The organism is Gilliamella sp. Choc5-1, assembly GCF_001690595.1.
GTDB classification, from domain to species: Bacteria; Pseudomonadota; Gammaproteobacteria; order Enterobacterales; family Orbaceae; genus Gilliamella; species Gilliamella apicola_M.
In genome coordinates, this window is record NZ_LZHH01000083.1 from 1 (window position 1) to 26,222 (window position 26,222).

Annotated in this window: 29 protein-coding genes, 1 other RNA gene and 1 riboswitch; of the genes, 14 read left to right on the forward strand and 16 right to left on the reverse strand. The window is 34.1% G+C overall.

Annotated features, from left to right (window positions below; genetic code table 11):
* Together A9G35_RS07090 and A9G35_RS07095 are read right to left on the reverse strand one after the other, a co-directional pair.
* On the reverse strand, positions 1-434 hold a 434-nt coding region (locus A9G35_RS07090; RefSeq protein WP_141673818.1), incomplete at its 3' end, for an integrase core domain-containing protein.
* A 47-nt stretch (positions 435-481) separates the two neighbouring features.
* Positions 482-1,171, reverse strand: a complete 690-nt coding sequence (locus tag A9G35_RS07095; protein ID WP_065636274.1) for a LexA family transcriptional regulator — start codon at positions 1,169-1,171, stop codon at positions 482-484.
* A 628-nt stretch (positions 1,172-1,799) separates the two neighbouring features.
* Here A9G35_RS07095 and A9G35_RS12925 point away from each other — a divergent pair.
* Together A9G35_RS12925 and A9G35_RS07100 are read left to right on the forward strand one after the other, a co-directional pair.
* Entirely contained in the window at positions 1,800-1,970 is a 171-nt protein-coding gene (locus A9G35_RS12925; RefSeq protein ID WP_081300157.1) for a Sec-independent protein translocase subunit TatA, read from the forward strand.
* A gap of 18 nt (positions 1,971-1,988) precedes the next feature.
* Positions 1,989-3,173 (forward strand): FAD-dependent monooxygenase, encoded by a 1,185-nt coding sequence (locus tag A9G35_RS07100; protein ID WP_065636275.1) that lies wholly within the window; start codon positions 1,989-1,991, stop codon positions 3,171-3,173.
* A 241-nt stretch (positions 3,174-3,414) separates the two neighbouring features.
* Here A9G35_RS07100 and mutY read toward each other — a convergent pair whose 3' ends face one another.
* The 3 genes from mutY to raiA form a co-directional block, all read right to left on the reverse strand.
* A complete protein-coding gene (gene mutY, locus A9G35_RS07105; protein WP_065636310.1) occupies positions 3,415-4,455 on the reverse strand; it encodes an A/G-specific adenine glycosylase in 1,041 nt (346 codons plus the stop codon).
* 5 nt (positions 4,456-4,460) lie between these two features.
* The gene (pheA, locus tag A9G35_RS07110; protein ID WP_065636276.1) at positions 4,461-5,612 is read right to left on the reverse strand and encodes a bifunctional chorismate mutase/prephenate dehydratase; all 1,152 of its coding nucleotides are present in this window, start codon (positions 5,610-5,612) and stop codon (positions 4,461-4,463) included.
* A 100-nt stretch (positions 5,613-5,712) separates the two neighbouring features.
* Positions 5,713-6,045 (reverse strand): ribosome-associated translation inhibitor RaiA, encoded by a 333-nt coding sequence (raiA, locus tag A9G35_RS07115; protein WP_065636277.1) that lies wholly within the window; start codon positions 6,043-6,045, stop codon positions 5,713-5,715.
* Between the two features lie 317 nt (positions 6,046-6,362).
* On the opposite strand from raiA, the gene trmJ reads away from it, so the two are divergent.
* Positions 6,363-7,052: a tRNA (cytosine(32)/uridine(32)-2'-O)-methyltransferase TrmJ gene (gene trmJ / locus A9G35_RS07120; protein ID WP_065636311.1), complete on the forward strand. Its 690-nt coding sequence runs from the start codon at positions 6,363-6,365 to the stop codon at positions 7,050-7,052.
* 96 nt (positions 7,053-7,148) lie between these two features.
* On the opposite strand, the gene cysS is transcribed toward trmJ, so the two are convergent.
* Complete coding sequence (gene cysS / locus A9G35_RS07125) at positions 7,149-8,540, reverse strand: cysteine--tRNA ligase (RefSeq protein WP_065636278.1); 1,392 nt, start codon at positions 8,538-8,540, stop codon at positions 7,149-7,151.
* Positions 8,541-8,653: 113 nt separating this feature from the next.
* Between cysS and A9G35_RS07130 the strand changes: the two genes are divergently transcribed.
* On the forward strand, positions 8,654-8,986 hold the full coding sequence (locus A9G35_RS07130; RefSeq protein ID WP_065636279.1) for a hypothetical protein: 333 nt from the start codon (positions 8,654-8,656) through the stop codon (positions 8,984-8,986).
* 47 nt (positions 8,987-9,033) lie between these two features.
* Here A9G35_RS07130 and A9G35_RS07135 read toward each other — a convergent pair whose 3' ends face one another.
* The 4 genes from A9G35_RS07135 to mog form a co-directional block, all read right to left on the reverse strand.
* Positions 9,034-9,276: a GlsB/YeaQ/YmgE family stress response membrane protein gene (locus tag A9G35_RS07135; RefSeq protein WP_065636280.1), complete on the reverse strand. Its 243-nt coding sequence runs from the start codon at positions 9,274-9,276 to the stop codon at positions 9,034-9,036.
* A 241-nt stretch (positions 9,277-9,517) separates the two neighbouring features.
* On the reverse strand, positions 9,518-10,882 hold the full coding sequence (gene lysC, locus A9G35_RS07140; RefSeq protein WP_065636281.1) for a lysine-sensitive aspartokinase 3: 1,365 nt from the start codon (positions 10,880-10,882) through the stop codon (positions 9,518-9,520).
* Between the two features lie 74 nt (positions 10,883-10,956).
* Positions 10,957-11,130, reverse strand: a riboswitch (Lysine riboswitch).
* Positions 11,131-11,238: 108 nt separating this feature from the next.
* Positions 11,239-11,697: a transcriptional regulator ArgR gene (argR, locus tag A9G35_RS07145; RefSeq protein WP_065560627.1), complete on the reverse strand. Its 459-nt coding sequence runs from the start codon at positions 11,695-11,697 to the stop codon at positions 11,239-11,241.
* Between the two features lie 163 nt (positions 11,698-11,860).
* Positions 11,861-12,439: a molybdopterin adenylyltransferase gene (gene mog, locus A9G35_RS07150; protein WP_065560628.1), complete on the reverse strand. Its 579-nt coding sequence runs from the start codon at positions 12,437-12,439 to the stop codon at positions 11,861-11,863.
* Positions 12,440-12,667: 228 nt separating this feature from the next.
* Between mog and A9G35_RS07155 the strand changes: the two genes are divergently transcribed.
* Together A9G35_RS07155 and A9G35_RS07160 are read left to right on the forward strand one after the other, a co-directional pair.
* Entirely contained in the window at positions 12,668-13,612 is a 945-nt protein-coding gene (locus tag A9G35_RS07155) for an ABC transporter ATP-binding protein (RefSeq protein WP_065636282.1), read from the forward strand.
* Positions 13,605-14,375 carry an ABC transporter permease gene (locus A9G35_RS07160; protein WP_065636283.1) on the forward strand — a complete coding sequence of 257 codons (771 nt, stop codon included), beginning with the start codon at positions 13,605-13,607 and terminating at the stop codon, positions 14,373-14,375. The genes A9G35_RS07155 and A9G35_RS07160 overlap by 8 nt, the downstream gene beginning before the upstream one ends.
* A gap of 56 nt (positions 14,376-14,431) precedes the next feature.
* On the opposite strand, the gene A9G35_RS07165 is transcribed toward A9G35_RS07160, so the two are convergent.
* The 3 genes from A9G35_RS07165 to accB all read right to left on the reverse strand — a co-directional run bounded on the left by A9G35_RS07165 (position 14,432) and on the right by accB (position 16,977).
* A complete protein-coding gene (locus A9G35_RS07165; RefSeq protein ID WP_065636284.1) occupies positions 14,432-15,070 on the reverse strand; it encodes a bifunctional 4-hydroxy-2-oxoglutarate aldolase/2-dehydro-3-deoxy-phosphogluconate aldolase in 639 nt (212 codons plus the stop codon).
* Between the two features lie 68 nt (positions 15,071-15,138).
* A complete protein-coding gene (gene accC / locus A9G35_RS07170) occupies positions 15,139-16,485 on the reverse strand; it encodes an acetyl-CoA carboxylase biotin carboxylase subunit (protein WP_065636285.1) in 1,347 nt (448 codons plus the stop codon).
* Between the two features lie 39 nt (positions 16,486-16,524).
* Positions 16,525-16,977: an acetyl-CoA carboxylase biotin carboxyl carrier protein gene (gene accB, locus A9G35_RS07175; RefSeq protein ID WP_065636286.1), complete on the reverse strand. Its 453-nt coding sequence runs from the start codon at positions 16,975-16,977 to the stop codon at positions 16,525-16,527.
* 370 nt (positions 16,978-17,347) lie between these two features.
* On the opposite strand from accB, the gene A9G35_RS07180 reads away from it, so the two are divergent.
* From A9G35_RS07180 to A9G35_RS07205, 6 genes are all read left to right on the forward strand, one after another.
* Positions 17,348-18,394, forward strand: a complete 1,047-nt coding sequence (locus tag A9G35_RS07180) for a rod shape-determining protein (RefSeq protein WP_065574434.1) — start codon at positions 17,348-17,350, stop codon at positions 18,392-18,394.
* A gap of 139 nt (positions 18,395-18,533) precedes the next feature.
* Positions 18,534-19,376 carry a rod shape-determining protein MreC gene (mreC, locus tag A9G35_RS07185; RefSeq protein ID WP_065636287.1) on the forward strand — a complete coding sequence of 281 codons (843 nt, stop codon included), beginning with the start codon at positions 18,534-18,536 and terminating at the stop codon, positions 19,374-19,376.
* Positions 19,363-19,845 (forward strand): rod shape-determining protein MreD, encoded by a 483-nt coding sequence (gene mreD, locus A9G35_RS07190; RefSeq protein ID WP_065636288.1) that lies wholly within the window; start codon positions 19,363-19,365, stop codon positions 19,843-19,845. Before mreC ends, mreD begins: the two co-directional genes overlap by 14 nt.
* A gap of 11 nt (positions 19,846-19,856) precedes the next feature.
* Complete coding sequence (gene rng / locus A9G35_RS07195) at positions 19,857-21,332, forward strand: ribonuclease G (protein WP_065636289.1); 1,476 nt, start codon at positions 19,857-19,859, stop codon at positions 21,330-21,332.
* 138 nt (positions 21,333-21,470) lie between these two features.
* Complete coding sequence (gene tldD / locus A9G35_RS07200) at positions 21,471-22,928, forward strand: metalloprotease TldD (protein ID WP_065636290.1); 1,458 nt, start codon at positions 21,471-21,473, stop codon at positions 22,926-22,928.
* 30 nt (positions 22,929-22,958) lie between these two features.
* On the forward strand, positions 22,959-23,660 hold the full coding sequence (locus A9G35_RS07205) for a DedA family protein (protein WP_065636291.1): 702 nt from the start codon (positions 22,959-22,961) through the stop codon (positions 23,658-23,660).
* Position 23,661: 1 nt separating this feature from the next.
* On the opposite strand, the gene rnpB is transcribed toward A9G35_RS07205, so the two are convergent.
* The 3 genes from rnpB to A9G35_RS07220 form a co-directional block, all read right to left on the reverse strand.
* An RNA gene (rnpB, locus tag A9G35_RS07210) (RNase P RNA component class A) lies at positions 23,662-24,044 on the reverse strand.
* A gap of 160 nt (positions 24,045-24,204) precedes the next feature.
* Positions 24,205-24,567 (reverse strand): outer membrane protein assembly factor BamE domain-containing protein, encoded by a 363-nt coding sequence (bamE, locus tag A9G35_RS07215; RefSeq protein WP_065636292.1) that lies wholly within the window; start codon positions 24,565-24,567, stop codon positions 24,205-24,207.
* Positions 24,568-24,796: 229 nt separating this feature from the next.
* Positions 24,797-25,060, reverse strand: a complete 264-nt coding sequence (locus A9G35_RS07220; protein WP_065636293.1) for a helix-turn-helix domain-containing protein — start codon at positions 25,058-25,060, stop codon at positions 24,797-24,799.
* Positions 25,061-25,239: 179 nt separating this feature from the next.
* Here A9G35_RS07220 and A9G35_RS07225 point away from each other — a divergent pair, with 179 nt between their 5' ends.
* Together A9G35_RS07225 and proQ are read left to right on the forward strand one after the other, a co-directional pair.
* A complete protein-coding gene (locus A9G35_RS07225; protein ID WP_065636294.1) occupies positions 25,240-25,596 on the forward strand; it encodes a DNA-binding protein in 357 nt (118 codons plus the stop codon).
* Positions 25,597-25,659: 63 nt separating this feature from the next.
* Positions 25,660-26,217, forward strand: a complete 558-nt coding sequence (gene proQ / locus A9G35_RS07230; RefSeq protein WP_065636295.1) for an RNA chaperone ProQ — start codon at positions 25,660-25,662, stop codon at positions 26,215-26,217.
* The last annotated feature ends 5 nt before the right edge of the window (positions 26,218-26,222 follow it).

A 26,222-nucleotide genomic window follows, 5' to 3' on the forward strand; every position in this document is an offset into this window, starting at 1 on the left:
GGTAAGTGTTTTTTAAATTCAACGGGAGGCAAGTAGCCTAACGAAGAATGTAATCGTTTATGATTATACCAATAAGCATAAGCCGAAAAAGCGCGTTGTAACTCAGCCGTTGAGTTAAAACGTTGGCCTTTTACAAATTCCGTTTTAATTGTTTTAAATGTCGCTTCCGCTACCGCATTGTCATAAGGACATCCTTTCTTGCTTAATGAATGCGTGATATTAAATGTCTTAAAACAATCCGCTAATAACCGATTATCAAACCCTTTACCGCGGTCTGAATGAAATAAATCTAATTTCGATAATGGCAGTTTAATTTGGCTTAATGCCGACATAACAAGCTCTGCTGTTTTATGTTGACCAACATGGTAACCGACAATTTGCCTATCGGATAAGTTCACTAAAACACATAAATAGTTCCAACGTTGTGGATCCATTAACCATGAACTGTAAACAACTTGGCGTTTTCCTACAATTAAGAGTATTAAAAAATATCTTTAATAATTAGCACAACGCGCCCAACAATATGATATTTATGAAAATCATTCTTGGGTACTTCAATGGTAGGGTGTTGACTATTATTACAAATTAGCAACCATCCATCGAGAGTTAAGCGTACCTTTCTTAAAAAAGTTATATCTTCATATTCAATTAGGTAGATAGCCCCATCAACAATATCATTTATTTCAGTGTTAAGAATTAGGCCATTATTGTTTTCTATATCTGGCGACATTAAATCACCTTTAGCCCAGTATATGATTAACCTTTTAGCATCTAAACCACGATGTTTGACCCACCCCTCAATAACGGGATAGTTCATTACAGGAGGTGTTTCTCTAACAAAACGTTCCTTTTGTGCCTCTTCTTTAGTTGGTAATTGTTTTTTATAGACAGGAATTCGATAAATATTTTCGTTGTAAACATCTTCTTCGTCTTTCGAATCCACAAATTCTTGTCTATGGCCGGTGGCAAGCCAATTGAAAGATACATTACATTTTTCAGCAATAACTTCTAGACGAATAAGTGACGGGTAGGTTTTACCCGACAAATAATCTCTAATGACTGTTTCAGACATATCGCATTTTTTCGCGAAGGCGGAAACAGATAAGCCCTGCATTGAGCTGTGTAATCTGTCTTTAAATGTTTTGACATTATTATTTTTAGTTACTTTCATCTTCATCTCATTATTTTTCCAGTGTAATTTTATTAATTATAATGTGTTTTTTATGATTTTAAATAGTAAATAGTGTGAAAATTTAATAAAAAAACAAAATTTCCTTACTTAATTTTCTTTTTGGTTGTTTATGCTTTTACTTTCTGTTTTTTTCTGTATTCTATTTTTAAGTAGTGATATTTTTAGCAAATAAAGAGGTGTTTTTTTTATTTCATCATTCGTGTTTTTCTGTTAAAAAAAATATTTAAATGATAAAAATCGATTTTTTCAATGTTTTTGACATTAATCAAATGTACCTCAAATTTCCACTCTTTTGCTAATATGTTGTTTTTATTGAGTTTATGCTTTTAGGGTGATAATTGAATAAATAAAAATAAATAAAAAAACAAATAAAAACGTTGACTCAAGCGAAAAAAAATGGATAATAAGCAGGGTAAGGATTTTTCATTGTTTTCTTTCCTTATATTCCTTATATTTCATGTTGGCCTGTATAGTTTTATACAGGTCTTTTTTTATTCTTGAACTATTCATGAAATCCCTTCTCAAAAAGAGTATAATAAGACTCATATAAAATTTGTTTTACAACTTATCCCAATAGAGAGTTATATTTTATTGAGAGGATTTGATTATGTCTTTTAGTATTCCACATCTTTTAGTGTTTCTGGCTGTGGTTATTTTATTGTTTGGCACTAAAAAACTCCGTCATTTAGGTTCCGATCTTGGTTCAGCATTGAAAGGTTTTAAAAAAGCGATGAGTGATGATGAAGTTGAATCAAAAAATGATGATAAATTAAATTAAATAGTTGCATTTATTAATATGAATATTCAATTTGATGTAGTAATTATTGGCGGTGGGTTAGTTGGTTTAGCTACGGCCTGCGCACTAAGCCAAAATGCTTTAAATATTGCTATTATAGACAATAAAGTTCATCAACATGACTCCTTCTTGCATGCTGAAATAGGTATTAGAGCTTCAGCTATTAATGGTTCAAGCCAACGGTATTTTTCGCAAATAGGTATTTGGGATGAATTATGCCAGAGTAAGCGAGTTCAAGAATTTACTGAAATTGGCGTATGGGAGAAAAATGGTCAAGCACATTTATCAGCTCATGCTAAAGATTATAACTATCAAAATTTAGGTTATATTATTGAAAATAATGTCATTTCTCATTATCTTTACCAATATGCTTTAAATTGCTCTAATATTAATATATATAATTGTGAAGCAATTGGTTGTGCTTTTAATGACGACTTTGTCTTTTTGAATCTTACAGATAAAACTGTTTTACAAGCTAGATTAATGATAGGGGCTGATGGTGCTCATTCTTGGGTGCGTAGGTATGAAAATATTCCAGTTTTTGAGCGTGATTATCTTCATCATGCTGTTATTACAACGGTTGATACAGAGTTCCCTCACCAATCTTGTGCTAAGCAAGTGTTTTATTCAAATGGAATTATCGCTTTTCTTCCTCTGTGGCAGGAAAATAAAAGTTGCTTAGTTTGGTCGACAAAACCAGATAATGCGTCAACTTTAACTTCACTTTCTGAATCAGAATTTTCGAACGAATTATTTCGGTTGACTGGTGATAAAGTCGGTAAATGTCAGTTAATTAACTCTAGAATGGTATTCCCATTAAAAGCGCGGTTTGCTAAACAATTTATTAAGCATCGGTTAGTGCTTATTGGCGATGCAGCTCATACTATTCACCCTTTAGCGGGGCAAGGGGTAAATTTAGGTTTTCAAGATTCTGCTTTATTAGTTTCAACCATTAAACAATTAATCGAAACTAATAAAGATATTGGGCTTGTAAAAAATTTAAAATCATTTGAGTTTAATCGTCGCAAAGATGCGTTAGTTATGCTCACGGCCATGCAAACTATTCAAGATATGTTTAATGGTGATAATTTGTTGAAAAAGACGTTAAGAACAATTGGTATGAATGTTATTGATAATAGTCAGCTATTAAAAAAGCAACTGATTAAATATGCTATGCATATTTAATTTAAACTTATATCTAGTTATTATTGTGTCTGTCAAAAACTTTCAGGTAAGTATGTGTTTCAGTATAAAAATCAATTATGATACTTAATAGATTAAGAATCTATTCCAGAAATAACAATCCAACCATAAAATAAGTAAACTGAACTAAAGTCGCATGATCTAATGCGCTTAGCAAATTATAGTTAAACAAGAATAATAATGATGCACTAAAAAGTGCACCAATATTGATAATAAATCGTGATTAAACTGTTTGTTTTAATAAGTTATAAACAGGGGTAGCAAGACCTATTTTTGCGTTGTTAGATTTTAGTTTATACCAATAGCCACTATGTTCATTAAAACATTTTGTATACTTGGTAATGACACAATAAATAGGAAAAATATCTAAGTGAAAATGACTAAATGTGTGGCGAAATGCAACAAGTTGCTTTGGTGCTGTTGTTTCGATACCTTGTTTTTTTAACCAGTCAGTTATTGCTTGTTTACTTGAAAATTGAGGAAAACAGTACAATCCTCCCCAAATACCAGACGGAGGCCTTTTTTCAAGCCAAATTGTATGATCATATTCCAGCATTAAAAAATAGGCTGTCTTTTTGGGAATGGCATTTTTAGTTTTTTTTGTAGGATAGAGTTGCCAGCTTTCGGTTTTATATGCTAGACAATGGGTTTGCAATGGGCATAAGGAGCATTTAGGTTTAGTGCGTGTGCAAACCATAGCCCCAATATCCATCATAGCTTGATTAAATTTTGCTACCTTATGTTTCGGTGTGACTTGTTCACTTAATTGCCAAAGTTTATTTTCGACAGTTTTAATACCAGGCCAACCTTCAACAGCAAAATATCGGGTTAAAACACGTTTTACGTTGCCATCTAAAATTGGATAATGTTGATTTTGTGCAAGAGATAAAATTGCACCAGCTGTTGAGCGTCCTATGCCTGGAAGTGCGATAACATCATCGAACTTTGTAGGAAAAATACCATTAAATTTATCAACGATTAATTGTGCTGCTTTATGTAAATTACGCGCTCTTGCGTAATAACCAAGTCCAGTCCAAAGATGCAATACATCATCAATTGGCGCTTTTGCTAAATCTGTTATTTGTGGGAAGCGCTCAATAAAACGATTAAAGTAAGGAATGACTGTAGCAACTTGGGTTTGCTGTAGCATCACTTCAGACAACCAAACATGATAAGAGCTTTTTTTGACCTGCCATGGTAACGATTTTCTGCCATATTGTTCATACCACGTAAGGACCGCTTGCGAAAAGTGTCGTATTGTCATAGCCATTACATTGCAGCAACAATAGAATCACTAGGATAGCACCCTAGTACCTTAGTATATAAAGTCATTGATGCCAATTCTTTGAGTGCTGTTTGCATTTCATAAGAATGAATGTTACCTTGCAAATCGATATAAAACATCTCTTCCCAAGGTGTACCATGAATTGGGCGTGATTCGAGTTTAGTCATAACAATGTTATGGTTACGTAATACCGATAGCGCATCAACTAAAGCACCTGCTTGCTGACCTGTTTTCATGAGAATTGTGGTTTTAGCAGGGATTTGATCAGATACTTCTATTGGCTGACGAGCTAACACAATAAAACGAGTAATGTTTTCTTTTTGATTGGCAAAATTATGTTCAAGGACTTGTAGCCCATATAATTCACCACCATCTTTATTACCCATAGCTGCAATATTAGGTTGATTCAATTTAGCTACAGTTTCCATTGCTGATGAAGTACTATCGCAGTATATGATTTTCCAATGAGGATAGTTCTCTAAGAAGTTACTACATTGCTGGAATGGTTGTGGATGGCTATAAATAGTATCGATTTGCTCTAGCTGGGAATTTTGTATAGCAAGAACACAATGATCAATAGGTAAAGAGAGCTCACCAATAATATGTAGATTAGTTTTTTGTAATAAATCATAAACTTCATTAATTGAGCCAGAACTTGAATTTTCTATTGGTAAAATTCCATAATCTACGGCACCATTTTCGACTTGTTCAAAAATCTCTTTAAAGGTTGAACAGCTTAATTCAATCATTTCATCTAAGTGAGTGCTAGCATAGCGGCGAGCAGCAGAATGCGAATAAGATCCTTTGGGGCCTAAAAAGGCAACTTTGGCTGTGGTGATTGTGCTGAGATTAAGCTTTTCTTGCAAGATTTTTTGTTGTAATAGTACAGAATCTTCAATAATTAATTGATATAAGCGTTTAATGAAAATATCATCAAGATGATAGTCTTTGCCTTCATTGATTAAGGTTCTGATAAGTGAACGCTCACGATCAATGTCGCGCACAGGAATGTTTGCTTCAATTTTCGTATGAATTACTTGCGTTGAAAGTTGGCGCCTCTGGGCAATAAGCTCTAACAATGTTTTATCTAATTTATTGATTTTATCTCGCAAAGATAATAAAGGATTTGTAGCCATTTTTTATTAGTTATTTAAAAAAGATAGTTTGTATTATAACAAGCAAAAAAATAAAGGCACCATCAAAGTGCCTTTTTATTCAATCAATAAAATTGACAAATTAAATTTCTTCTTCTAATACTGCGTCTTTTATGCTGTTAACTGCACGCCGAGATTCATTTTTGTGTTGTAGTTTATTAAGTTGTTTTTCAAGCTTATCAATAAGGTCATTTATTGCAGCATACATATCAATATGTTTGGCAGAGGCAACTAATGAAGTTCCTTTGGTAGCAATTGTTGCATCAACAATAAATCCATCTGGTTCTTTCGATAAAATAAAATGAGGGTTGATTAACAGTGCTCTCCATTTATCTAACTTCGAAAATTTATCTTCTAGATAGCTACGAATAGCAGGGGTAACATCCATTTGTTTACTGGTAATACTTAAAGTCATAATTGACCTCCTCATTTTTTATCAACAAAGTTAATTTTAATGTTGTTATTACATTGGCAAATTATTTTAGTCTCGTCAATAAGATATTTGCTTTTGTCTAATTTTTATTAATTTAATTTTGAAATAAATTCCATTGACTGAATATTGCGTAACATGGTGGAGGGGCTGACACTGATTTTACCATGAATTTAATATATACTGTATTAATAATTATTTAGTTTATCCTATGTTATAGGTAATTATTCAATAATGAGGACAATGTGAGTTATTTAGATAATGTGAAGATTGTTTTGGTTGAAACGTCTCATACAGGCAATATGGGCTCTGCTGCGAGAGCAATGAAAACCATGGGATTAACGAATCTTTGTTTAGTTAATCCGGTCATCAAGCCTGATTCTCAATCGATTTCGTTAGCTGCAGGTGCCAGTGATATTATAAAAAATGCGCAAATTTTTTCGTCACTTGAACAAGCGATTGCCGACTGTACTTTAGTGATTGGCACTAGCGCCCGCTCTCGTAGTTTGCAATGGCCACACTTAACCCCAAAAACATGTGGTGATAAGATTATTCAAGAAGCAACTAATGCCAGCGCTCAGGTTGCTTTGGTGTTTGGGCGTGAACGTGTCGGTTTAACGAATGAAGAATTGCAAAAGTGCCATTATCATGTTGGCATTCCTGCTAATCCTGATTATAGTTCTTTAAACCTTGCCATGTCGGTGCAAGTTTTGTGTTATGAAATTCGTATGTCAATGTTAAATCTTGAAAGTAAGCTACTTGAAGAATCAAAAGATACGAATATAACCGAAGCTAAGTTTCCTATAAATGCCGATATAGAACGTTTCTACCAACATTTAGAACAGACTTTATTACGGACTGGCTTTATTAATAATAATCATCCAGGGCAAATTATGGGGCGTTTGCGTCGCTTATTTACACGTGCACGTATTGAACAACAGGAACTAAATATTTTGCGTGGTATTTTAACTTCGATTGATAAATCATTATGATAATTATAAATAGCCTCATAAAATTATGAAGGCTATTTTGGTCAATTAGCCTAATGTGTTATTTTATTTATTCATAAAATTGTCACGTTAAAAATATTAGCTTTTTTTGCGCCATGTTGTGCCGTTTGCACTGTCTTCAAGAACAATATTCATTGCATTTAGTTTGTCACGAGCTTCATCAGCCTGTGCCCAATTTTTGCTGGCTCTTGCTTCATTACGTTGTTTTATTAATGTTTCAACTAATGCAACATCAACATCATCTTGCTTATCACCTTGTAAAAATTTAATAGGATCTTGCTCTAATAATCCAAGAACTGCTGATAAATAACGTAACTCAGCTGCTAATTCATTAGCGAGTTGCATATTATTATCGGCTTTGGCTTTGTTTATTTCACGAGCCAGATCAAAAAGCGTTGAATAAGCTTCTGGTGTATTAAAGTCATCATCCATTGCGTTACAAAACTGGCGATAATAATTACTATCAGGTGTCGTATGTGGATGATTCGCATCAGTATCTCGCAAGGCTGTATATAGTCGCTCAAGTGCCATTCTTGCTTGTTTTAAATTATCTTCACTATAATTTAACTGACTACGATAATGACCAGATAGTAAAAAATAACGTACTGTTTCAGCATCATAATGCTTTAATACATCGCGAATAGTGAAAAAATTATTGAGTGATTTTGACATTTTTTCTTGGTCGACCATCACCATACCTGAGTGCATCCAGTAATTTACATATTGACCGTTATGCGCACAAGTTGATTGGGCAATTTCGTTTTCATGATGCGGAAACATTAAATCTGAACCACCACCGTGAATATCAAAGTGATTGCCTAATTGATAGCTGTTCATTGCTGAACATTCAATGTGCCAACCAGGGCGACCTTTACCCCATGGTGAATCCCAACTTGGTTCGTTAGGTTTTGACATTTTCCATAATACAAAATCCATTGGATTACGTTTAACATCAACCACATCAACACGAGCACCAGCTTGTAGCTGCTCTAAATTTTGGCGAGATAACATACCATAATTAAGTGCACTATCAACAGCAAACATCACATCCCCATTTTCGGCAATATAAGCGTGATTTTTATTAATTAACTCTTCAACCAATTGAATTATTTGTGGCATGTGATGCGTTGCCCTAGGTTCAACATCAGGGCGTTTTATATTCAGTGCATCAAAATCGGCATACATCTCTTGTAACATGCGATCTGTTAATTGCTCGCAAGTTTCACCATTTTCTAATGCTCTCTTAATTATTTTGTCATCGACATCAGTAATATTACGAACATAAGTTAAATCGTAGCCTAAAAAACGTAAATAACGTGTAACAACATCGAAAGCAACAAAAGTACGCCCGTGACCAATATGACAAAGGTCGTAAATTGTCACTCCACAAACATAGAGTCCAACTTTATTAGGGGTAATTGGTTGAAATATTTCTTTTTCGCGTGTTAATGTATTGAATATTTTTAGCATTATAATTACTATTTATTAATAAGTGATTTTTGAATATTAATATAACAAAAATCTAGATACGACGAAATTATTTATTAATATCTTTACAACAAAAATGAAAGGAAATATTGGTTATGCCGTTTGATATTTTTGATGCCATAGGCGCAGGTTTTGAAGCTACAGGTATTGCTCTTGATGCTAAACCTAAAAATAAAGTTATGAAAATTTTATATTGGTTAGTATTAATTGCTATAACAATAGTTTTTTTTATATTTATTAATACTATAACACAAATAGATATTATTTACTTTATACCAGTACTTTTCGTCTGTTTTATTTTTGCATTAATTACATTTGGCATTTTATGTTTAATGATATTTTTTTTCTTATGTTTAGGCTATGTTTGTTTTTGGATATTAAAAAAATTGTTTAAATTAATGGCAAAAATAATTTCTTTATTTATATAAATCAAACTTGGCGGAAGAACTCAACCAAGTTTGATTGAGACATGACTTTATTTTAAAAGACGATAAAGATATATCAGTAAAATAGCACCCAAAACAGAAATAAATAAGCTTGGGAAATTAAATCCAGTTACACTACCCCAACCAAAGAAGGTGCTAATATACCCACCCACTAAGGCCCCAGCTACACCTAATAAAATAGTTTTAATCACTCCTACACGTCCAAGTGGCATAAAAAACTTCGCAATCCAGCCGGCAATTAATCCTAGAACTATCCAACTAATGATACCCATGATTATTTCCTTTTGTTATTGAAATTAAAGTTAGTTTACTCAAATATATTAAAAAATCTAACAGATGCTGATGTTCAATGTAATAGTTTTAACCGATTGTTCAAAAGTCAGAAATGATATGTAAAATATAAAGATTATTAATTTTAATATTCGGTGTGTTTTCATTTTTTAACGAGGTTATAATAAAAACAAGTAAATATTAGTAATGAAATATAAGGGAGATTTAATCCCCCTTTTAATCTTATTGTTCGAAAATTGTTTTATGTAGAATTTTAATAATTGACTCGGCATCATTGCTTTTTGCTAATAAGCAAAGATTGTGTGTACTTGCTCCATAACAGCAAAGCCTAATAATAAACTCATCTAATACACCAAACACTTCTTTTGGTATGCCTCGTGTTGAGGTTAAGTTATTGCCTATGATCGCAATTAGTGCTAAGTCTTCCTCTACAGTTACATTACAAACTGTTGATAGTTCATTAAATAATTCTTTTGTTAATAAACTGTTACCGTTGGTGTTAGTACCTGTGGTATCAATAGTTAATGCGACACTTACTTCTGATGTAGTAACTAAATCAACAGAAATATTATGCTTGGCTAATATCGTAAACACATTTGCAAGAAAACCTTGCGCATGTAACATATTTAAACTGGTTAGGGTTAGTAAAGTTTGTTTACGGCGTAATGCTAAAGCTCTAAATACGGGTAATTTAGATGTAATGCTGTTTGTGTTGTAAACAATTGTTCCTCCTTCTTGAGGCGCTTTGCTTGAACCAACAAAAACTGGGATATTGCTACGCACAGCGGGTACTAATGTTGCAGGGTGCAACACTTTTGCACCAAATGTTGCCATTTCTGTTGCTTCGGCAAAAGATATTTCATCAATACGTTTAGCCGCTGGAGTAATGCGCGGATCGTTAGTATAAATTCCTGCCACATCAGTCCAAATGTCAATTTGAGTTGCATTTAATGCTTCACCTAATAAAGCAGCGGTATAGTCGCTACCACCGCGCCCTAAGGTTGTAGTTTTTCCTGAACTTTCACTACCTATAAATCCTTGTGTTACTATGATATTTTGATTGTTTAGTGATTTTAAATGTGCACAGCAAAGTTGTTTAATATCTTCAATTTTAGGTGTGGCTTTACCAAATTTATTATCAGTGCGCAATACTTTACGTACATCAAACCATGTAGTATTTTTTTGCTTTTCTTTTAATATCTCCACAAAGAGTTTGGAAGACATTATTTCACCGTGACTAACAAGTTCATCAGTTAATGCTGGCGATGTAGCTAAACTTGCCGCTTCTGACAATGAGGCTATATTAGCAATGATTTGGTCTATTTCATTTCGGAGTTCGGGGTTTTCAGGTAGCTGTTCTAAGATGTTGTATTGGATAGATTGAATTTTTGCAATATGTTGAGAGCGAACATCGGTATCACGACCTTCTGCTAATGCAACTAACAAATTGGTCACGCCGGCAGATGCCGATAACACTACAACTTTAACATTAGGATTAGCGATTACAATATTGGCACTATTTACCATTGCTGAATAATCGGCAACACTAGTACCACCAAATTTAGCAATTACAAATGATGTTTCCATGGATTCCTCATATTAAAAATTTTTATTTTTAACAGAGTTAGAGCGGGCATGTTCTATTTACAATTAAAAAGTACAAACCATGAAGCGCTCCACCTGTTAAGGTGACAACCCAAGGGATTCAGCCCTTGCAGTCGATTTAATTACTTCTGGATGGGTAATCAAACCTCGGCATTACGTCCCCTCGATCATTTATTAGTGGTTCCAGTCCCTAAAATGACTTACCTGAGTAATGCGCCTCTTCGTTTTGCAACTTCTGTTACGAAATCAGCACTATATAGGATTAACGATTTTATTAATTGTGTCAATAGGTTAAAAGTTAAAAATTATTTAGTTGTAATATGGCAAAATGGAAAGATCTATAGTTCTCGTTCAAACAATTCAATAATGGTTTGATATAATTTTTTTACAGTACATTCTTTAGTTGGTGTACTAAAGATTGTATCATCACCAGCAATTGAACCTAAAATACCTTCCGATTTACCAATTGAGTCTAGTAATCGAGCAATGAGTTGAGCTGCGCCTGGGCTAGTACGTATCACCACCATTGAGCTATTGAAATCAATATCAATCACTAAATTTTTTAATGGGCTACTAGTTGTTGGTACGCTTATTTCTGCAGGTAAACAATAGACCATTTCGGATTTTGCATTTCTGGTTCTTACCGCACCAAATTTGGTTAGCATACGTGAAACTTTTGATTGATTAATGTTATCAAATCCTTGTTCTTGTAACGCTTGTACGATTTCTACTTGTGAACTAAACTTCTCTTGACGAAGCATCTCTTTAAATGTTTTTGTGAGATTAGCTTGTTTCATAATGTTCCTTGGCTTCTAATTTGTTACTCTTTACTACTAATAAATGTCGTTATAAGACTCATAATAAAGTCTAATTGATATTTAAACCAAAATAACTACTACCAATTTTAATGTATCAGTAGCAATTATTATATAAATAATTATGCGTTAAATATGCATAAAATTAAAGTGTTGATTTAATAGCATCCTTCGGTCTATAAGATTTCACTATTTGGTCATAGGTTTCAATATAAGGTCCTTCTAGTAGTTGTATACAATAAGGGATACTAGCAAATATGCCACTCACAATAACATTACCTTGATCATCTTTAACACCCTCAAGTGTTTCTTTAATTGATTTTGGTCTACCAGGTAGGTTGATGATTAGACATTTTTTGCGAATAACACCAACTTGCCTAGATAAAATAGCAGTTGGTACAAAATGTAAACTGATCTGACGCATCTGCTCACCATAACCGGGCATTACACGATCAGCGATTGCTAATGTTGCATCTGGGGTTACGTCTCTAGTCGCAGGGCCTGTGCCACCAGTAGTTAAAATTAAATGGCAATGTTGATTATCAACAAGTTCACATAATGTTTGTTCAATAACAACTTGTTCATCTGGAATAATATGGTTTTTGGTTGTAAATGGTGTTTTAAGTGCTGTTTGCAACCATGATATTAATGATGGTATGCCTTCATCTTGATAAATGTCGCTTGATGCTCTATCTGACACTGAAACTAATCCAATCTTAAACATGATACTTATTCCTTAAGCAATAACTTAGACGCAGATTGATAATTAAAGATACGTTATTAGTACCTAATTAATAATATGTGTTCTATTTTAGAAATTATAATTTACTTATATTGATATAAATAAAACTAAACTAAAAAGCTTTTTACAATGATTGATTATATTGTCGATTCATTTAACATGATATCATATTATTAAAATAACAATTGATTGACTTAGGATATATTATTCATGCCATCAATTCCCGCACTTGAGTTAATCTCACTCAAAAAAATTTATAAAAACGGTGTAGAAGCATTAAAAGGTATCGATTTAACTGTACAAGCTGGCGATTTTTATGCCTTACTAGGACCAAATGGTGCTGGTAAATCAACAACTATAGGTATTATTAGTTCATTAGTGACAAAAACTTATGGGCAAGTAAAAATCTTTGGTTACGACTTAGATACCGATGTTGTAAATGCAAAAAGACAATTAGGAATTGTACCGCAAGAATTCAATTTTAACCAATTTGAAGAAGTGTTACAAATAGTCACTAATCAAGGTGGTTATTATGGATTGCCCCGAAAAATCGCATTAGAGCGAGCCGAAAAATATTTGCGAGTTTTAGATTTGTGGGATAAACGCCATAGTCGAGCTAATATGCTATCAGGTGGAATGAAAAGGCGATTAATGATAGCCAGAGCTCTCGTGCATGAACCCAAATTATTAATTCTTGATGAACCGACTGCAGGCGTTGATATTGAATTACGCCGTTCTATGTGGGATTTTTTACGTGAAATCAATCGTCAAGGTATCACAATTATTTTAACCACACATTATTTAGAAGAGGCAGAAATGCTCTGTAGAAATATTGGTATTATTCAGAGCGGCAGATTGATAGCAAACTCATCAATGCGTGAGCTATTGGCTAAAAGCCAATCTGAAACAATTGTTATTGATTATGTGGCGACGCCTAAGCAAATTGAGTTAAATGGCTATAATTATTCCGATGTTGAGCCTGGTATGTTGGAAGTGAAAGTAGATAAACAAAATGGATTAAATCAATTATTTGAACAATTAAATAAACAAAATATTAAAGTAATCAGCGTACGAAATAAAGCGAATCGATTAGAAGAGTTATTTGTTGAGCTGTTGCATAGTGATACTAAACAAAAAGGTGGCATTAATGAATAATTTATATTGGATTGCCTTAAAAAGTATTTGGCGTAAAGAAGTAACCCGATTTTTAAGAATTTGGATCCAGACCTTAATTCCACCTGTTATTACCATGTCGCTTTATTTTATTATCTTTGGTAATTTAATTGGCTCTCGTGTTGGTGGCATGGGCGGTTTTAGCTATATGGAATTTATTGTTCCAGGCTTAATAATGATGTCAGTAATTACTAATTCCTATACCAATGTTTGTTCATCTTTTTTTAGTGCTAAATTTCAACGTAATATTGAAGAAATATTGGTGGCACCAGTACCAACAAATATTCTTATTCTAGGATATGTCGGTGGTGGTGTAATGCGCGGTATTTTAACGGGTATTTTGGTTACTATTGTATCGCTATTTTTTGTTCGTTTTGATGTGCATTCTTGGTCGTTTGTTATTTTTACATTGCTATTGACCTCGATTTTATTTTCATTAGCAGGTCTACTCAATGCTGTATTTGCTAAGACGTTTGATGATATAAGCATTATTCCAACATTTGTGTTAACACCATTAACTTATCTAGGTGGTGTTTTTTATTCAATTACAATGCTACCAACATTTTGGCAATGGGTATCGAAAATTAATCCCATCGTTTATATGATTAACGGTTTTCGTTATGGATTTTTGGGAGTGTCAGACGTGCCGTTATGGATCACGTTTTCAATGCTAATTTTATTTGTGACTGTACTTTATGTAATTGCATGGCGACTGATTGATAGAGGACTAGGATTGAGAAGTTAATTAAAGCTAGGGAATAGTAATTAACCGCCGAATTTGTATCGGCGGAATAATATTAGCTACTGCGCACCAGCAACAGCTTCCTTAGCCATCTCAGTGATTTTAGTAAAATCACCTTTCGCTATGGCATCAGTTGGAATAAACCAAGTTCCACCAACACATAGTACATTATTAAGTGCCAAATAATCACGGTAATTTTTAGGATTTACACCGCCCGTAGGGCAAAACTTCATGTATTTACAAGGACCTGAAAATGCTTTTAATGCTGCAACTCCGCCATTGATTTCAGCTGGGAAGAATTTTAATGCCGTTAAACCATATTCTTGTGCTTTTAATAATTCAGAAATAGTTGCAATACCGGGAATAACAGGAATAGGGCCTGCAACTGCAGCTTCTAAAATAGCATCGGTAATTCCTGGTGTAATAACAAACTCTACACCAGCTTCAGTAACCTGTTTTAGTTGTTCAACACTAGTTACTGTTCCTGCTCCTACAATTGCATCAGGAACTTCTTTGATGATTTTCTTAATTGCCTCAATCGCACAAGCTGTTCTTAATGTTACTTCCAGTACCTTCACTCCGCCAGCAATAAGAGCTTTAGCTAGTGGTACAGCATCCTCAATTCGTTCAATAACGATAACCGGAACCACAGGCCCCATGGTTAAAATTTCTTCAGCACTTCGTTTCCATTTTTTCATTTGTTTCTACCTATACCTTATTAATACTTAAATAAAGTAATAATCCCTAATAAAAAGGGATTATTTTGTTATTCATAAATACCTAATTTCTTTTCTAAATAATGAATATTTGTACCACCTTTTTGGAAGCTCTTATCGTTCATAATTTCAATATGAAGATCAATATTGGTTTTGATTCCATCAATAACTAGTTCTGCTAACGCATTTTTCATACGAGCTATAGCAACTTCACGTGTTTCACCATAAGCAATTAATTTACCAATCATTGAGTCATAGTAAGGTGGGACACTGTAACCAGCATAAATATGCGATTCCCAACGAATTCCAAAGCCACCTGGTGCATGGAAGCGAGTGATTTTTCCTGGTGATGGCATAAAAGATTTGGGATCTTCAGCATTAATTCTACATTCAATCGCATGACCTTTAATTTCAATATCACTTTGTTTAATTGAAAGTGGTTTGCCGGCTGCAATTAAAATTTGTTCCCTAATTAGATCAACTCCGGTTATCATTTCAGTAACAGGATGTTCTACTTGAATACGGGTATTCATTTCAATGAAATAAAATTCGCCATTTTCAAATAAAAATTCGAATGTGCCAGCTCCTCGGTAGCCAATCTCGATACATGCATTAACGCAACGCTCACCGATGAATTTACGCATTTTAGGTGTAATACCAACAGCAGGTGCTTCTTCAACAACTTTCTGATGTCGTCTTTGCATTGAGCAGTCTCGTTCACCTAAATAAACTGCATTTCCTTGACCATCAGAAAGTACTTGGATTTCAATATGACGTGGATTTTCAAGGAATTTTTCCATGTAAACCATATCATTGTTGAAAGCAGTTTTGGCCTCTAACTTGGTCATTTTGATAGATTGTTCAAGATCATTTTCTTCACGAACAATACGCATGCCTCGTCCGCCACCGCCACCAGAAGCTTTAATAATAACAGGATAGCCGATTTGCTTGGCAATTTGTTTATTAATTTCAATATCACTACTTAGAGGGCCATCTGAACCAGGTACACAAGGAACCCCTGCTTTTTTCATGGCGTGAATTGCTGATACTTTATCTCCCATAAGGCGAATAGTATCAGGTTTAGGACCAACAAAAATAAATCCAGATCGTTCAACTTGCTCAGCAAAATCTGCATTTTCAGATAAGAAACCATAACCTGGATGAATAGCAGCTGATCCAGTTACTTCCGCAGCTGAAATTAATGCAGGAACGTTAAGGTAACTTTTTGCTGAAGCTGCTGAGCCAATACAGACGGTTTCATCTGCAAGTAATACATGTTTTAAGTCTTTATCTGCCGTAGAGTGAACGGCGACAGTTTTTATTCCAAGTTCTTTACATGCTCGTAAGATACGTAGAGCTATTTCTCCACGATTCGCAATAAGAATTTTATCAAGCATATTCAATCTCTTAATCGTATTGTCAATAATAAATTCAGATTATTCAATAATGAATAGTGGCTGATCAAATTCAACTGGTTGACCATTTTCAACCAATATGGCTTTTATTGTACCAGCTTTTTCTGATTCAATTTGGTTCATCATTTTCATCGCTTCAACGATGCAAAGCACATCGCCAACATTTACTGTTTGGCCAATTTCAACAAAAGCTTTTGATTCTGGGCTAGGTGTACGATAAAAAGTTCCAACCATTGGGGATTTAATTGTTGTACCATCAGTTACCACATTATCAGTTACAACTTCTGTTTGGACGGTTGGAGCAACAACAGGAGCTGGTTGAGGAATTTGAATATTTTGTACTGGCGCAGAATAGTTTGTAGTAGGAGCAGCACGACTAATACGAACAGATTCCTCACCTTCAGAAATTTCAAGCTCTGAAATACCTGACTCTTCAACTAATTCAATTAATTTTTTAATTTTGCGTATATCCATGAATTACACCGTGTTTATTTGATATAAGTAACAATTATTTAAATGCATCTTTATTATCAGCTAAAGATGTTTTTTAGTCGATAATAAAGTTGTAACTCAACATTAACGCGGAAGAATACACTGTAAAACAGATTTTGTCATTATATATCTCTTTTACAAACACTTGTTATACTATTTTCTAGGTATTATTTTATATTTGAGATACAATATTAACCGTCAATTAATATTAAGGTTTACTGTGGGTTTAAAAGGATTAAATAAATTTTTATTTAGCTTAAATAAAGTTGAGAATATTTATTTTTTGATTCCATAGTGATTTTTAAATATTAAAATATACTAAACAAGATTAATTCTAGGAAGAGTTTTTATTATGTTCAAAAAAGTTCGTGGCTTGTTTTCAAATGATTTATCAATCGATTTAGGTACAGCAAATACACTTATTTATGTAAAAGGGCAAGGTATAGTATTAAACGAACCTTCTGTTGTAGCGATTCGCCAAGATCATCGCACAGGTACTCGAAAAAGTGTTGCTGCTGTTGGGCATGCTGCGAAACTAATGTTAGGGCGAACACCAGGTAATATAGCAGCCATTAGACCGATGAAAGATGGCGTTATTGCTGATTTTTCTGTTACTGAAGAAATGTTGCAGCACTTTATCCGTCAAGTTCATAGCCATAGTTTTTTAAGACCAAGTCCTCGCGTACTTGTTTGTGTTCCTGTAGGTGCTACACAAGTTGAACGTCGAGCTATCCGAGAGTCAGCCTTAGGCGCAGGTGCTCGTGAAGTGTATTTAATTGAAGAGCCAATGGCAGCTGCTATAGGTGCTGATTTACCTGTATCTGCGCCTACTGGTTCAATGGTTGTTGATATTGGTGGTGGAACTACCGAAGTAGCTGTCATTTCACTAAATGGTGTTGTTTATTCTGCATCTGCTCGTATTGGTGGTGACCGATTTGATGAAGCGATTATTAACTACGTTCGTCGCAATTATGGCGCTTTAATTGGCGAGGCAACAGCCGAAAAAATCAAACATTTTATTGGTAGTGCTTATCCTGGCGATGAAGTTCTCGAAATTGAAGTGCGTGGACGAAATCTTGCTGAAGGTGTGCCGCGTAGCTTTACTTTAAACTCTAATGAAATTTTAGAAGCATTACAAGAGCCATTAAGCGGTATTGTTAGTGCGGTAAAAGTTGCATTAGAGCAGTGCCCTCCTGAGCTTGCTTCTGATATTTCAGAACATGGTATGGTTTTAACCGGTGGTGGTGCTCTATTACGTAATATTGATAAGTTATTATCGGCTGAAACAGGTATTCATGTAGTAGTGGCTGAAGATCCATTAACGTGCGTTGCCAGAGGTGGCGGTAAGGCGTTAGATATGGTTGATATGCATGGTGGTGATCTATTTAGTGAAGAGTAATTAATAAGTTATTGTTGATTAGTTTTATTTTGATAAAACAATAAGCATGCATATCATATTTTCCCCGCCGACAATCGTGTCGGCGGAGTCATATTTTGAAATAATTAGATCTTGAGCTTTAAACAGGTAAGTACCGGCAATGAAATTACTTTTTTCTAAACGCTCCCCTCTTAGTGTACAATTATTTACTTCTCTGGCGTTAGCCTTGGTTCTAATTGTATTAGATATCAATTATCGTCCATTTAAAGAAATTCGTTATTATTTAGATACCCTTATTTCTCCTCTATATTATGTTTCCAATGCACCAAAGTCGTCGTTTGATTCTCTTTACGAGATGTCCAAAACACGAGAAACATTAATAAATGAAAATGCAAATTTGCATGCAGACTTATTACAACACAAAAATGATTTATTGTTACTTGAGCATTTAAAACATGAAAATGATAGACTTCGTGAATTGTTAGGTTCTCCTTTAAGGCATGATGAACAGAAGATGGCAGCACAAGTATTGCTTATAGATACTGATCCTTATGTTTATCAATTTGTTGTAAATAAAGGTAAACAAGATGGTGTTTATGTTGGGCAACCTGTCGTTGATGAAAAAGGGATTGTAGGGCAAATTTATGAAACAGCCCAATCTACTAGTCGTGCAATTTTATTGTGCGATTATCAACATGCAATTCCTGTACAAGTGCTAAGAAATGATATAAGCATGGTTGCAGTGGGTAATGGGTGTAGTAATGATTTAACATTAGAATTTTTATCTAATAACGTTGATATCAAAGTTGGAGATGTTTTAGTTACTTCAGGACTTGATGGCCGTTTTCCTGAAGGATATCCAGTAGCAGTGGTAAGCTCAGTAAAACTTGATATTACAGATGCAACTCCTGTTATTACAGCTACACCTACAGCTGATTTGAAACGCTTACGTTATTTATTATTGTTGTGGGGAAATCAAGGAGTAAAACATGAGGGCTCGTAATCGAATATTTATCATTTGGATAACGCTATTTATTGGCTTATGTTTACAAACTATTCCTTGGTCATCATATAGTATATTTAAACCACATATACTAATGCTTATTTTGGCTTATTGGTTAATTGCACTTCCTCATCGGGTTGGGATTGGCACGGCTTTTGTGTTTGGTGCTTTGAACGATCTATGTACTGGTTCAATTTCGGGGATCCATGCTTTTATTTATTCATTTATTGCTTATTTACTAGTTTTTAAATTCCAATTGATACGTAATTTAGCGTTATGGCAACAGTCGTTTATCATCTTTGGGATATCGATATGTTATAATTTACTGGTATTTTTATTTCAAGTCTGTATTTATCATACTATAACAATATCGCCATTGATTTTTATATCAAGCTGTATAGATAGTCTATTATGGATTGGTATCTATTTATTTTTACGACTAATAAGACGGAGCTTTGCTATAAACTAAAAGAGAATCTTATGTCTGTTGAATTATTAATGAATGTGACGCCATCTGAAACACGGGTTGCTTATATTGAAGATGGTGTCTTGCAAGAAATCCATGTTGATCGTGAGTCTAGACGCGGTATTGTTGGGAATATTTATAAAGGTAAAATAATCCGTATTTTGCCTGGTATGCAAGCCGCTTTTGTAGACATTGGTCTTGATAAAGCTGCCTTTTTGCATGCATCAGATATTATGCCTCATACTGAGTGCGTATCAGATACAGAGCAAGAACAATTTCAAGTAAAAGATATCTCTGAACTTGTCCGCCAAGGGCAGGATTTAATGGTACAAGTAGTTAAAGATCCATTGGGAACTAAAGGGGCAAGGCTTACAACCGATATTACTTTGCCATCACGTTATTTGGTATTAATGCCTGGATCAAATTCTGCGCATGTAGCCACATCACAACGCATAGAAAGTGAACAAGAACGTGAAAGATTAAAAAATATTGTTGAGCAATATGTGACAACAGAGGCTGGTTTTATTGTTAGAACGGCTGCAGAAGGTGCAAGTGCACATGAGTTAGAGCAAGATGCTAATTTTTTAAAGCGACTTTGGACTAAAATTCAAGAACGTATGGCTCGTCCAGTAAGTAAAAATCTTGTTTATGGGGAATTGGCATTATCACAACGTGTATTGCGCGATTTTGTTGGTGATCCAATTGAGCGAATTTTAGTGGATTCGAAATTAACATATGATTTATTAGTTGAATTTACGCAAGAATTTATGCCCGAGGTAACCAATAAATTATTTCACTATCGTGGTAATATTCCTATTTTTGATCTTTATGATACCGAAAATGAGATTCAAAGAGCATTAGAGCGTAAAGTCAAATTGAAGTCTGGCGGATATTTAATTATTGATCAAACCGAAGCCATGACTACTATTGATATCAATACTGGTGCATTTGTAGGACATCGGAATTTAGAAGAGACGATTTTTAATACTAATATTGAAGCAACAATAGCGATTGCCCGTCAATTACGTTTGCGTAATTTAGGGGGAATTATTATTATCGATTTTATCGACATGCAAGAAGATCTGCACCGTGAACGGGTGTTACAATCGCTCCATGATTCTTTATCTAAAGATAGGGCTAGAACAACTGTTAATTTATTTTCGAGTTTAGGATTGGTCGAAATGACCCGCAAGCGAACACGTGAAAGTATAGGGCATATTCTATGTGAAGAATGTCCAGCATGTAAAGGTCGTGGCATGGTTAAATCGGTAGAAACAGTTTGCAACGAAATTTTACGTGATATTGTTCGTGTTTATAAAGCTCATCACTCTGAATACTTTTTAGTTTATGCATCGACTGCTGTAGCTAATGCTTTAACTAATGATGAATCTCATGCTTTAGCTGAAGTTGAGGTGTTTGTGGGTAAACGCGTTGAAGTAAAAGTTGAACCACTTTATATTCAAGAACAATATGATGTTGTATTAATGTAGAAGCAATATCTTGTAAAAAAGTTTCAGGTAACTATACGTTTCAGTATAAAAATGATGAAAGTTAAATAATTATTATGATCAACTAGTTATAATCGATTATCAAAAAACTTCTGTTAACAATTAGAATTTAAGGAATTTATGATAGTAACTCAAGTGAGTGAACGACTGCTCAACCCAAATAATCTAAACCAACAAGATCTTTCGCATTTGCTTGATATGTTGAGCTCAAGGAAAATTGATTTTGGTGATTTGTATTTTCTATCTGGTTATTATGAAAACTGGTTACTTGAAGATGGTATTATAAAAAATGCCTCATTTCATCGTGACCAAGGAGTTGGTGTTAGAGCCGTTGTTGGTGAAAAAACAGGGTTTGCTTATACTGATCAGCTTTCATTAGCGCGGTTAGAACAAAGTATATTCGCAGCAAATTCAATCACTAAAATACAAACACCTATCAAAGTGACGCCATTTAAATCTGCTCAAACAGTATCTATATACTCGTCAATCAACCCGATCAATTCTTTTTCTAAAGAACAGAAAATTGAATTGTTGCAACAAATTGATTACTTAGCACGTTCAATCGATCCTAGAGTTATTGAAGTTTCAGCTAGTTTGACTGGAAGTTATGAAGATATTTTAATAGCCGCAACTGATGGTACATTAAAAGCTGACATCCGTCCTTTGGTGCGTTTATCCGTTTCAGTTTTGGTTGAAAAAGAGGGTAGACGTGAGCGAGGAAGTAGTGGAGGCGGTGGTCGATTTGGGTATGAATATTTTTTAACAATCAACCCAAAAACATCAGAAAGTTATGCTGACAGCTATGCCCGAGAAGCCGTGCGTCAAGCACTCGTTTCTCTTTCTGCTAAAGCTGCGCCAGCAGGAACAATGCCTGTTGTTTTAGGTGCTGGTTGGCCTGGGGTTTTGTTACATGAGGCTGTAGGTCATGGTTTAGAAGGCGATTTCAATCGGAAAAATAGTTCAGTTTTTTCTGGGAGAATTGGTGAACAAGTCACCTCAGAAGTTTGCACTATTGTTGATGACGGTACTATTGAGAACCGCCGAGGCTCACTATCTATTGATGACGAAGGTACTCCAAGCCAAAAAACAGTGCTTATTGAAAATGGTATTTTAAAAGGTTATATGTTTGATAAGCTCAACGCAAAATTGATGAATACATGTTCAACTGGTAATGGTCGTCGTGAAGGATATGCTTACTTACCTATGCCAAGAATGACTAATACCTATATGTTGGCAGGAAATTCTTCTTTTGGCGATATCATTAGTAGCGTCGATTATGGTCTTTATGCTCCTAATTTTGCTGGAGGACAAGTAGATATTACCTCTGGTAAATTTGTGTTTTCAACTTCAGAAGCTTACTTAATTGAAAAGGGAAAAATAACAACTCCAGTTAAAGGTGCAACATTAATTGGTTCAGGTATAGAAACTATGCAGCAAATATCTATGGTAGGTAATGATTTAGCATTAGATTCTGGTGTGGGTGTTTGTGGTAAAGCAGGGCAGAGCGTACCTGTTGGGGTTGGGCAACCCACTTTAAAAGTGGATAATTTAACCGTTGGTGGTACCATTAACCACTAATAATAATACATCAATGGGATTTAAAAATAGATGGAAACAATAATTACACTTTATCATGCGTTTGTTAATTTGGACATTGCAACGCTTTCAAACCCTAATGTGCTATGGACACTATATGGAATGTTGTTTGTTATTATTCTTTTAGAAAATGGTGTGTTACCGGCGGCTTTTTTACCTGGAGACAGCCTATTATTCCTAACAGGTGTATTAATTAGCCAAAATGTATTTCATTTTGGTTTAATTAATTTTATTTTAATTGCTGGCGCTGCTTTAGGTACTTGGTTAGGTTATGCTCAAGGACTTTGGCTTGGTAATACTAAGCTTGTTCAAGGTTGGATGGCGCATATACCTGAAAAATATCATCACAAATCGGAAGTATTGTTTCATAAGTATGGATTACAAGCGCTATTTATTGGGCGATTTATTGCTTTTGTACGTACATTATTACCGATGATGGCTGGATTATCAGGACTACATAGTCGAAAATTCCATATTTATAATATAATCAGTGCTACATTATGGATTTTCTTGATTGTGACATTAGGTTACCTATTTGGATTATCACCAGTTTTCAAAGAGTATGAAAAGCAGATCATGTCTTTATTAATGCTAATACCTGTTTTGTTGTTGGTGTTAGGGTTAATTTTTTCAATTTTTCTTGCTGTTAAGCGCTCTTTAAGCAATAAAAAGCAATCTAAAATTGGATTAAACAATAACAATAACAAGAAGTAGAAGGTGAAATTAACCGATAAGCCGGGTTCTGTCGTGGACAATCATTCCTCTAGGCTAATACTCACGCATTAGCTCAAGCAGTCTACCCGGATTCAACGCGGGCCACGCCAATGAATCCCTATTTGACCTTGCTCCGAGTGGAGTTTACCGTGCCACAACTGTTACCAGTTGTGCGGTGTGCTCTTACCACACCCTTTCACCCTTACCTGATCTTATAAAATAAGCCATCGGCGGTTTACTCTCTGTTGCACTAGTCGTGAATTTTCGCTCTCGCCAAAACTCCCCAGGCGTTACCTGGCACTCTGCCCTATGGAGCCCGGACTTTCCTCCCCTTTGTTTATTTCTTTATAAAAACAACAAAGCAGCGATTGTCTGGTTAATTTCGATAATGAGTATAACCTAATGTGCAGTTTTGTCCAGAGTTGTCTTATCTTTAGGAAAGAGATGCGTGAAGTTTAAACATTTGTCAGATAATACAACTGAATGGGCGTGAAACATTAAATTTATAGTACATCTTAGTGACGGCTATAAAGTAAATAATTTATTACCACTTTTTCTGCCTTTGGTTTTCATCATAATTGAACCAAGTTACTACTCCTTTAGATATAATAATATCGAGCTTTCCTTCAATAATATTGTATTGCGTTTCGCCAATTAACATATGACTTGTTGAGCTCTTTTTAGTGTATTGATATGTCCACTGAGTTTCGTTGCTATTAAGCATTGTTTTGTTTATTGGTTCACCAAATATAGATAGAGTTTGGGATTCAGTTGTCGAACCTTGGACGATATTTCTTACTTTTTCCTTACTTAGAGGAGTTCCATGCTCTACAAAATTCTTTTGTGAACAACTTGATAATATTATGATTGAAAATAACGTGATAAGGTACTTTGTTATATTTTTCATTATATTGTTGCCTAAGGTGATTAATGTTTTTATTGACAATAATAGCATATGTTGGGCAACGTTTAAAATAAGAGGAATTTTATATTTTTAGAAAAAGTAATTAATATTCAATTAGATCATAACTATTACTAAGATAGAAACATGGAAACACTATTTATGTTTCTATATGTTTCTATATTTTCTTCAATATTGTTGTTATTCATTTTTTATCTACAGGCTATTTTAAAATTTATTCTTTGCTCTGCCGTAGAACACGTTTTATTGGTTGCTTTGTTTTTGAATTAATATAACGACTGGGCCAAATTTGGTGGGGTTCTAAATTTAATGCTTTGGCAATAATAATTTCTCCTTTTGTCCATGGACGAACTAATGCATTGCTAAGTGTTGATGAACTTAAGCCTGATTGGCGAGATAGATTTGCAAGTGTTGTACCCTTCTTTTTTAGGGCAGCAATAATATCCGCAGGATGCCAATCATTAAACTTTATTTTCATTTTTTATTTCCTCCTAGTTTATAACCTTATATATCTATGTTATGCTCTAAAGTTACTAAAACAAGTAAGTTTATAATTGAATTTAAATTATCAATAATAAGACGTTTCTTATTTATTGTATCAAAGTTTCTTTAATTTCTATAATTTTTTCTTGATTGTGTTAAAATGGGATAGTGAAAATGAAAGAGTGGTTCTCATCAAAAGAGCTATCAAGTGTTGCAGGGATGCCGTCAACGATACAAGGTGTTAATCGTAAAGCAAGAACTGAAAACTGGACAGCTAGAAAAAGGACTGGTGTCCGAGGTAAAGCCCTAGAATATCATATTGGTAGCTTGCCACTTAACGTTAAAAAAGCATTATATAGTAAAGAAGAAAGTGCTAACTACATCATTTCGCCGATCGAGCCTTTACAACTTTGGATCACTGCATTTGAACAATTATCTACAGATGAACAATCTATTGTATCTTCATGGCTGATGCGAAATGGTATTAAAGATTTTATTACTTTTATTAATAAACAGAAAAAAGATGATTAGTGTTATTGTATAAGCTGCGATATACTTTAACGTCCCTGAAATTTAGTTACTATGGAATAAACAATGGAAAGTCAGTTTCAATTAACAAATAGTAAAGAGATTATTGCTTATTTAGCTCAACAATTCCCGAATTGCTTTACCCTTGAAGGTGAGGCTAAACCATTAAAAATTGGAATTTTTCAAGATATTCTTTCTTGTTTAGATAATGGTGAAATACTTAGTAAAACTAAACTTCGAGCTGCTCTGCGTGCATACACAATGAGTTGGCGCTATTTGTATAGTATAAAAGAAGGGGCTAATCGTGTTGATTTATATGGTAATCCTCATGACGTCATTAATCAAGAGCAAATGGAGCATGCACAACAACAATTAAAAGAGAGTAAAGAAAAGGCTAAAATACGCTTTAAAGAACGTGCAAAAGAAAAACGTAAAAATAAGCATACGAATTTTAAAAAGTTTAAAAAATCTAACAGTTTAAAAATTGGTGATTTTGTTAAAGTTGTAGTAGGTAATAAACCTATAAAAGTGCAAATCATCAATATTGAAAAAGAGCATATTAAAGTCAAGGTTGGTGTAGGCATGGAATTAACGGTTAAACCCGAACATATTATCAATAAGTAGAGAAT

Bases quoted from the DNA above. Each gene is read 5' to 3' on its own strand.
- bamE (WP_065636292.1), bottom strand. From the start codon at position 24,567: ATGAAAAATATAACAAAGTACCTTATCACGTTATTTTCAATCATAATA.
- cysS (WP_065636278.1), bottom strand. From the start codon at position 8,540: ATGCTAAAAATATTCAATACATTAACACGCGAAAAAGAAATATTTCAA.
- raiA (WP_065636277.1), bottom strand. From the start codon at position 6,045: ATGACTTTAAGTATTACCAGTAAACAAATGGATGTTACCCCTGCTATT.
- A9G35_RS07225 (WP_065636294.1), top strand. From the start codon at position 25,240: ATGAAAGAGTGGTTCTCATCAAAAGAGCTATCAAGTGTTGCAGGGATG.
- A9G35_RS07180 (WP_065574434.1), top strand. From the start codon at position 17,348: ATGTTCAAAAAAGTTCGTGGCTTGTTTTCAAATGATTTATCAATCGAT.
- A9G35_RS07130 (WP_065636279.1), top strand. From the start codon at position 8,654: ATGCCGTTTGATATTTTTGATGCCATAGGCGCAGGTTTTGAAGCTACA.
- tldD (WP_065636290.1), top strand. From the start codon at position 21,471: ATGATAGTAACTCAAGTGAGTGAACGACTGCTCAACCCAAATAATCTA.
- A9G35_RS07160 (WP_065636283.1), top strand. From the start codon at position 13,605: ATGAATAATTTATATTGGATTGCCTTAAAAAGTATTTGGCGTAAAGAA.
- A9G35_RS07205 (WP_065636291.1), top strand. From the start codon at position 22,959: ATGGAAACAATAATTACACTTTATCATGCGTTTGTTAATTTGGACATT.
- proQ (WP_065636295.1), top strand. From the start codon at position 25,660: ATGGAAAGTCAGTTTCAATTAACAAATAGTAAAGAGATTATTGCTTAT.
- rng (WP_065636289.1), top strand. From the start codon at position 19,857: ATGTCTGTTGAATTATTAATGAATGTGACGCCATCTGAAACACGGGTT.
- A9G35_RS07095 (WP_065636274.1), bottom strand. From the start codon at position 1,171: ATGAAAGTAACTAAAAATAATAATGTCAAAACATTTAAAGACAGATTA.
- A9G35_RS07220 (WP_065636293.1), bottom strand. From the start codon at position 25,060: ATGAAAATAAAGTTTAATGATTGGCATCCTGCGGATATTATTGCTGCC.
- A9G35_RS07155 (WP_065636282.1), top strand. From the start codon at position 12,668: ATGCCATCAATTCCCGCACTTGAGTTAATCTCACTCAAAAAAATTTAT.
- accC (WP_065636285.1), bottom strand. From the start codon at position 16,485: ATGCTTGATAAAATTCTTATTGCGAATCGTGGAGAAATAGCTCTACGT.
- A9G35_RS12925 (WP_081300157.1), top strand. From the start codon at position 1,800: ATGTCTTTTAGTATTCCACATCTTTTAGTGTTTCTGGCTGTGGTTATT.
- lysC (WP_065636281.1), bottom strand. From the start codon at position 10,882: ATGGAAACATCATTTGTAATTGCTAAATTTGGTGGTACTAGTGTTGCC.
- mutY (WP_065636310.1), bottom strand. From the start codon at position 4,455: ATGACAATACGACACTTTTCGCAAGCGGTCCTTACGTGGTATGAACAA.
- A9G35_RS07165 (WP_065636284.1), bottom strand. From the start codon at position 15,070: ATGAAAAAATGGAAACGAAGTGCTGAAGAAATTTTAACCATGGGGCCT.
- accB (WP_065636286.1), bottom strand. From the start codon at position 16,977: ATGGATATACGCAAAATTAAAAAATTAATTGAATTAGTTGAAGAGTCA.
- A9G35_RS07135 (WP_065636280.1), bottom strand. From the start codon at position 9,276: ATGGGTATCATTAGTTGGATAGTTCTAGGATTAATTGCCGGCTGGATT.
- mreD (WP_065636288.1), top strand. From the start codon at position 19,363: ATGAGGGCTCGTAATCGAATATTTATCATTTGGATAACGCTATTTATT.
- A9G35_RS07100 (WP_065636275.1), top strand. From the start codon at position 1,989: ATGAATATTCAATTTGATGTAGTAATTATTGGCGGTGGGTTAGTTGGT.
- mog (WP_065560628.1), bottom strand. From the start codon at position 12,439: ATGTTTAAGATTGGATTAGTTTCAGTGTCAGATAGAGCATCAAGCGAC.
- mreC (WP_065636287.1), top strand. From the start codon at position 18,534: ATGAAATTACTTTTTTCTAAACGCTCCCCTCTTAGTGTACAATTATTT.
- pheA (WP_065636276.1), bottom strand. From the start codon at position 5,612: ATGGCTACAAATCCTTTATTATCTTTGCGAGATAAAATCAATAAATTA.
- argR (WP_065560627.1), bottom strand. From the start codon at position 11,697: ATGAAACAAGCTAATCTCACAAAAACATTTAAAGAGATGCTTCGTCAA.
- trmJ (WP_065636311.1), top strand. From the start codon at position 6,363: ATGGGCTCTGCTGCGAGAGCAATGAAAACCATGGGATTAACGAATCTT.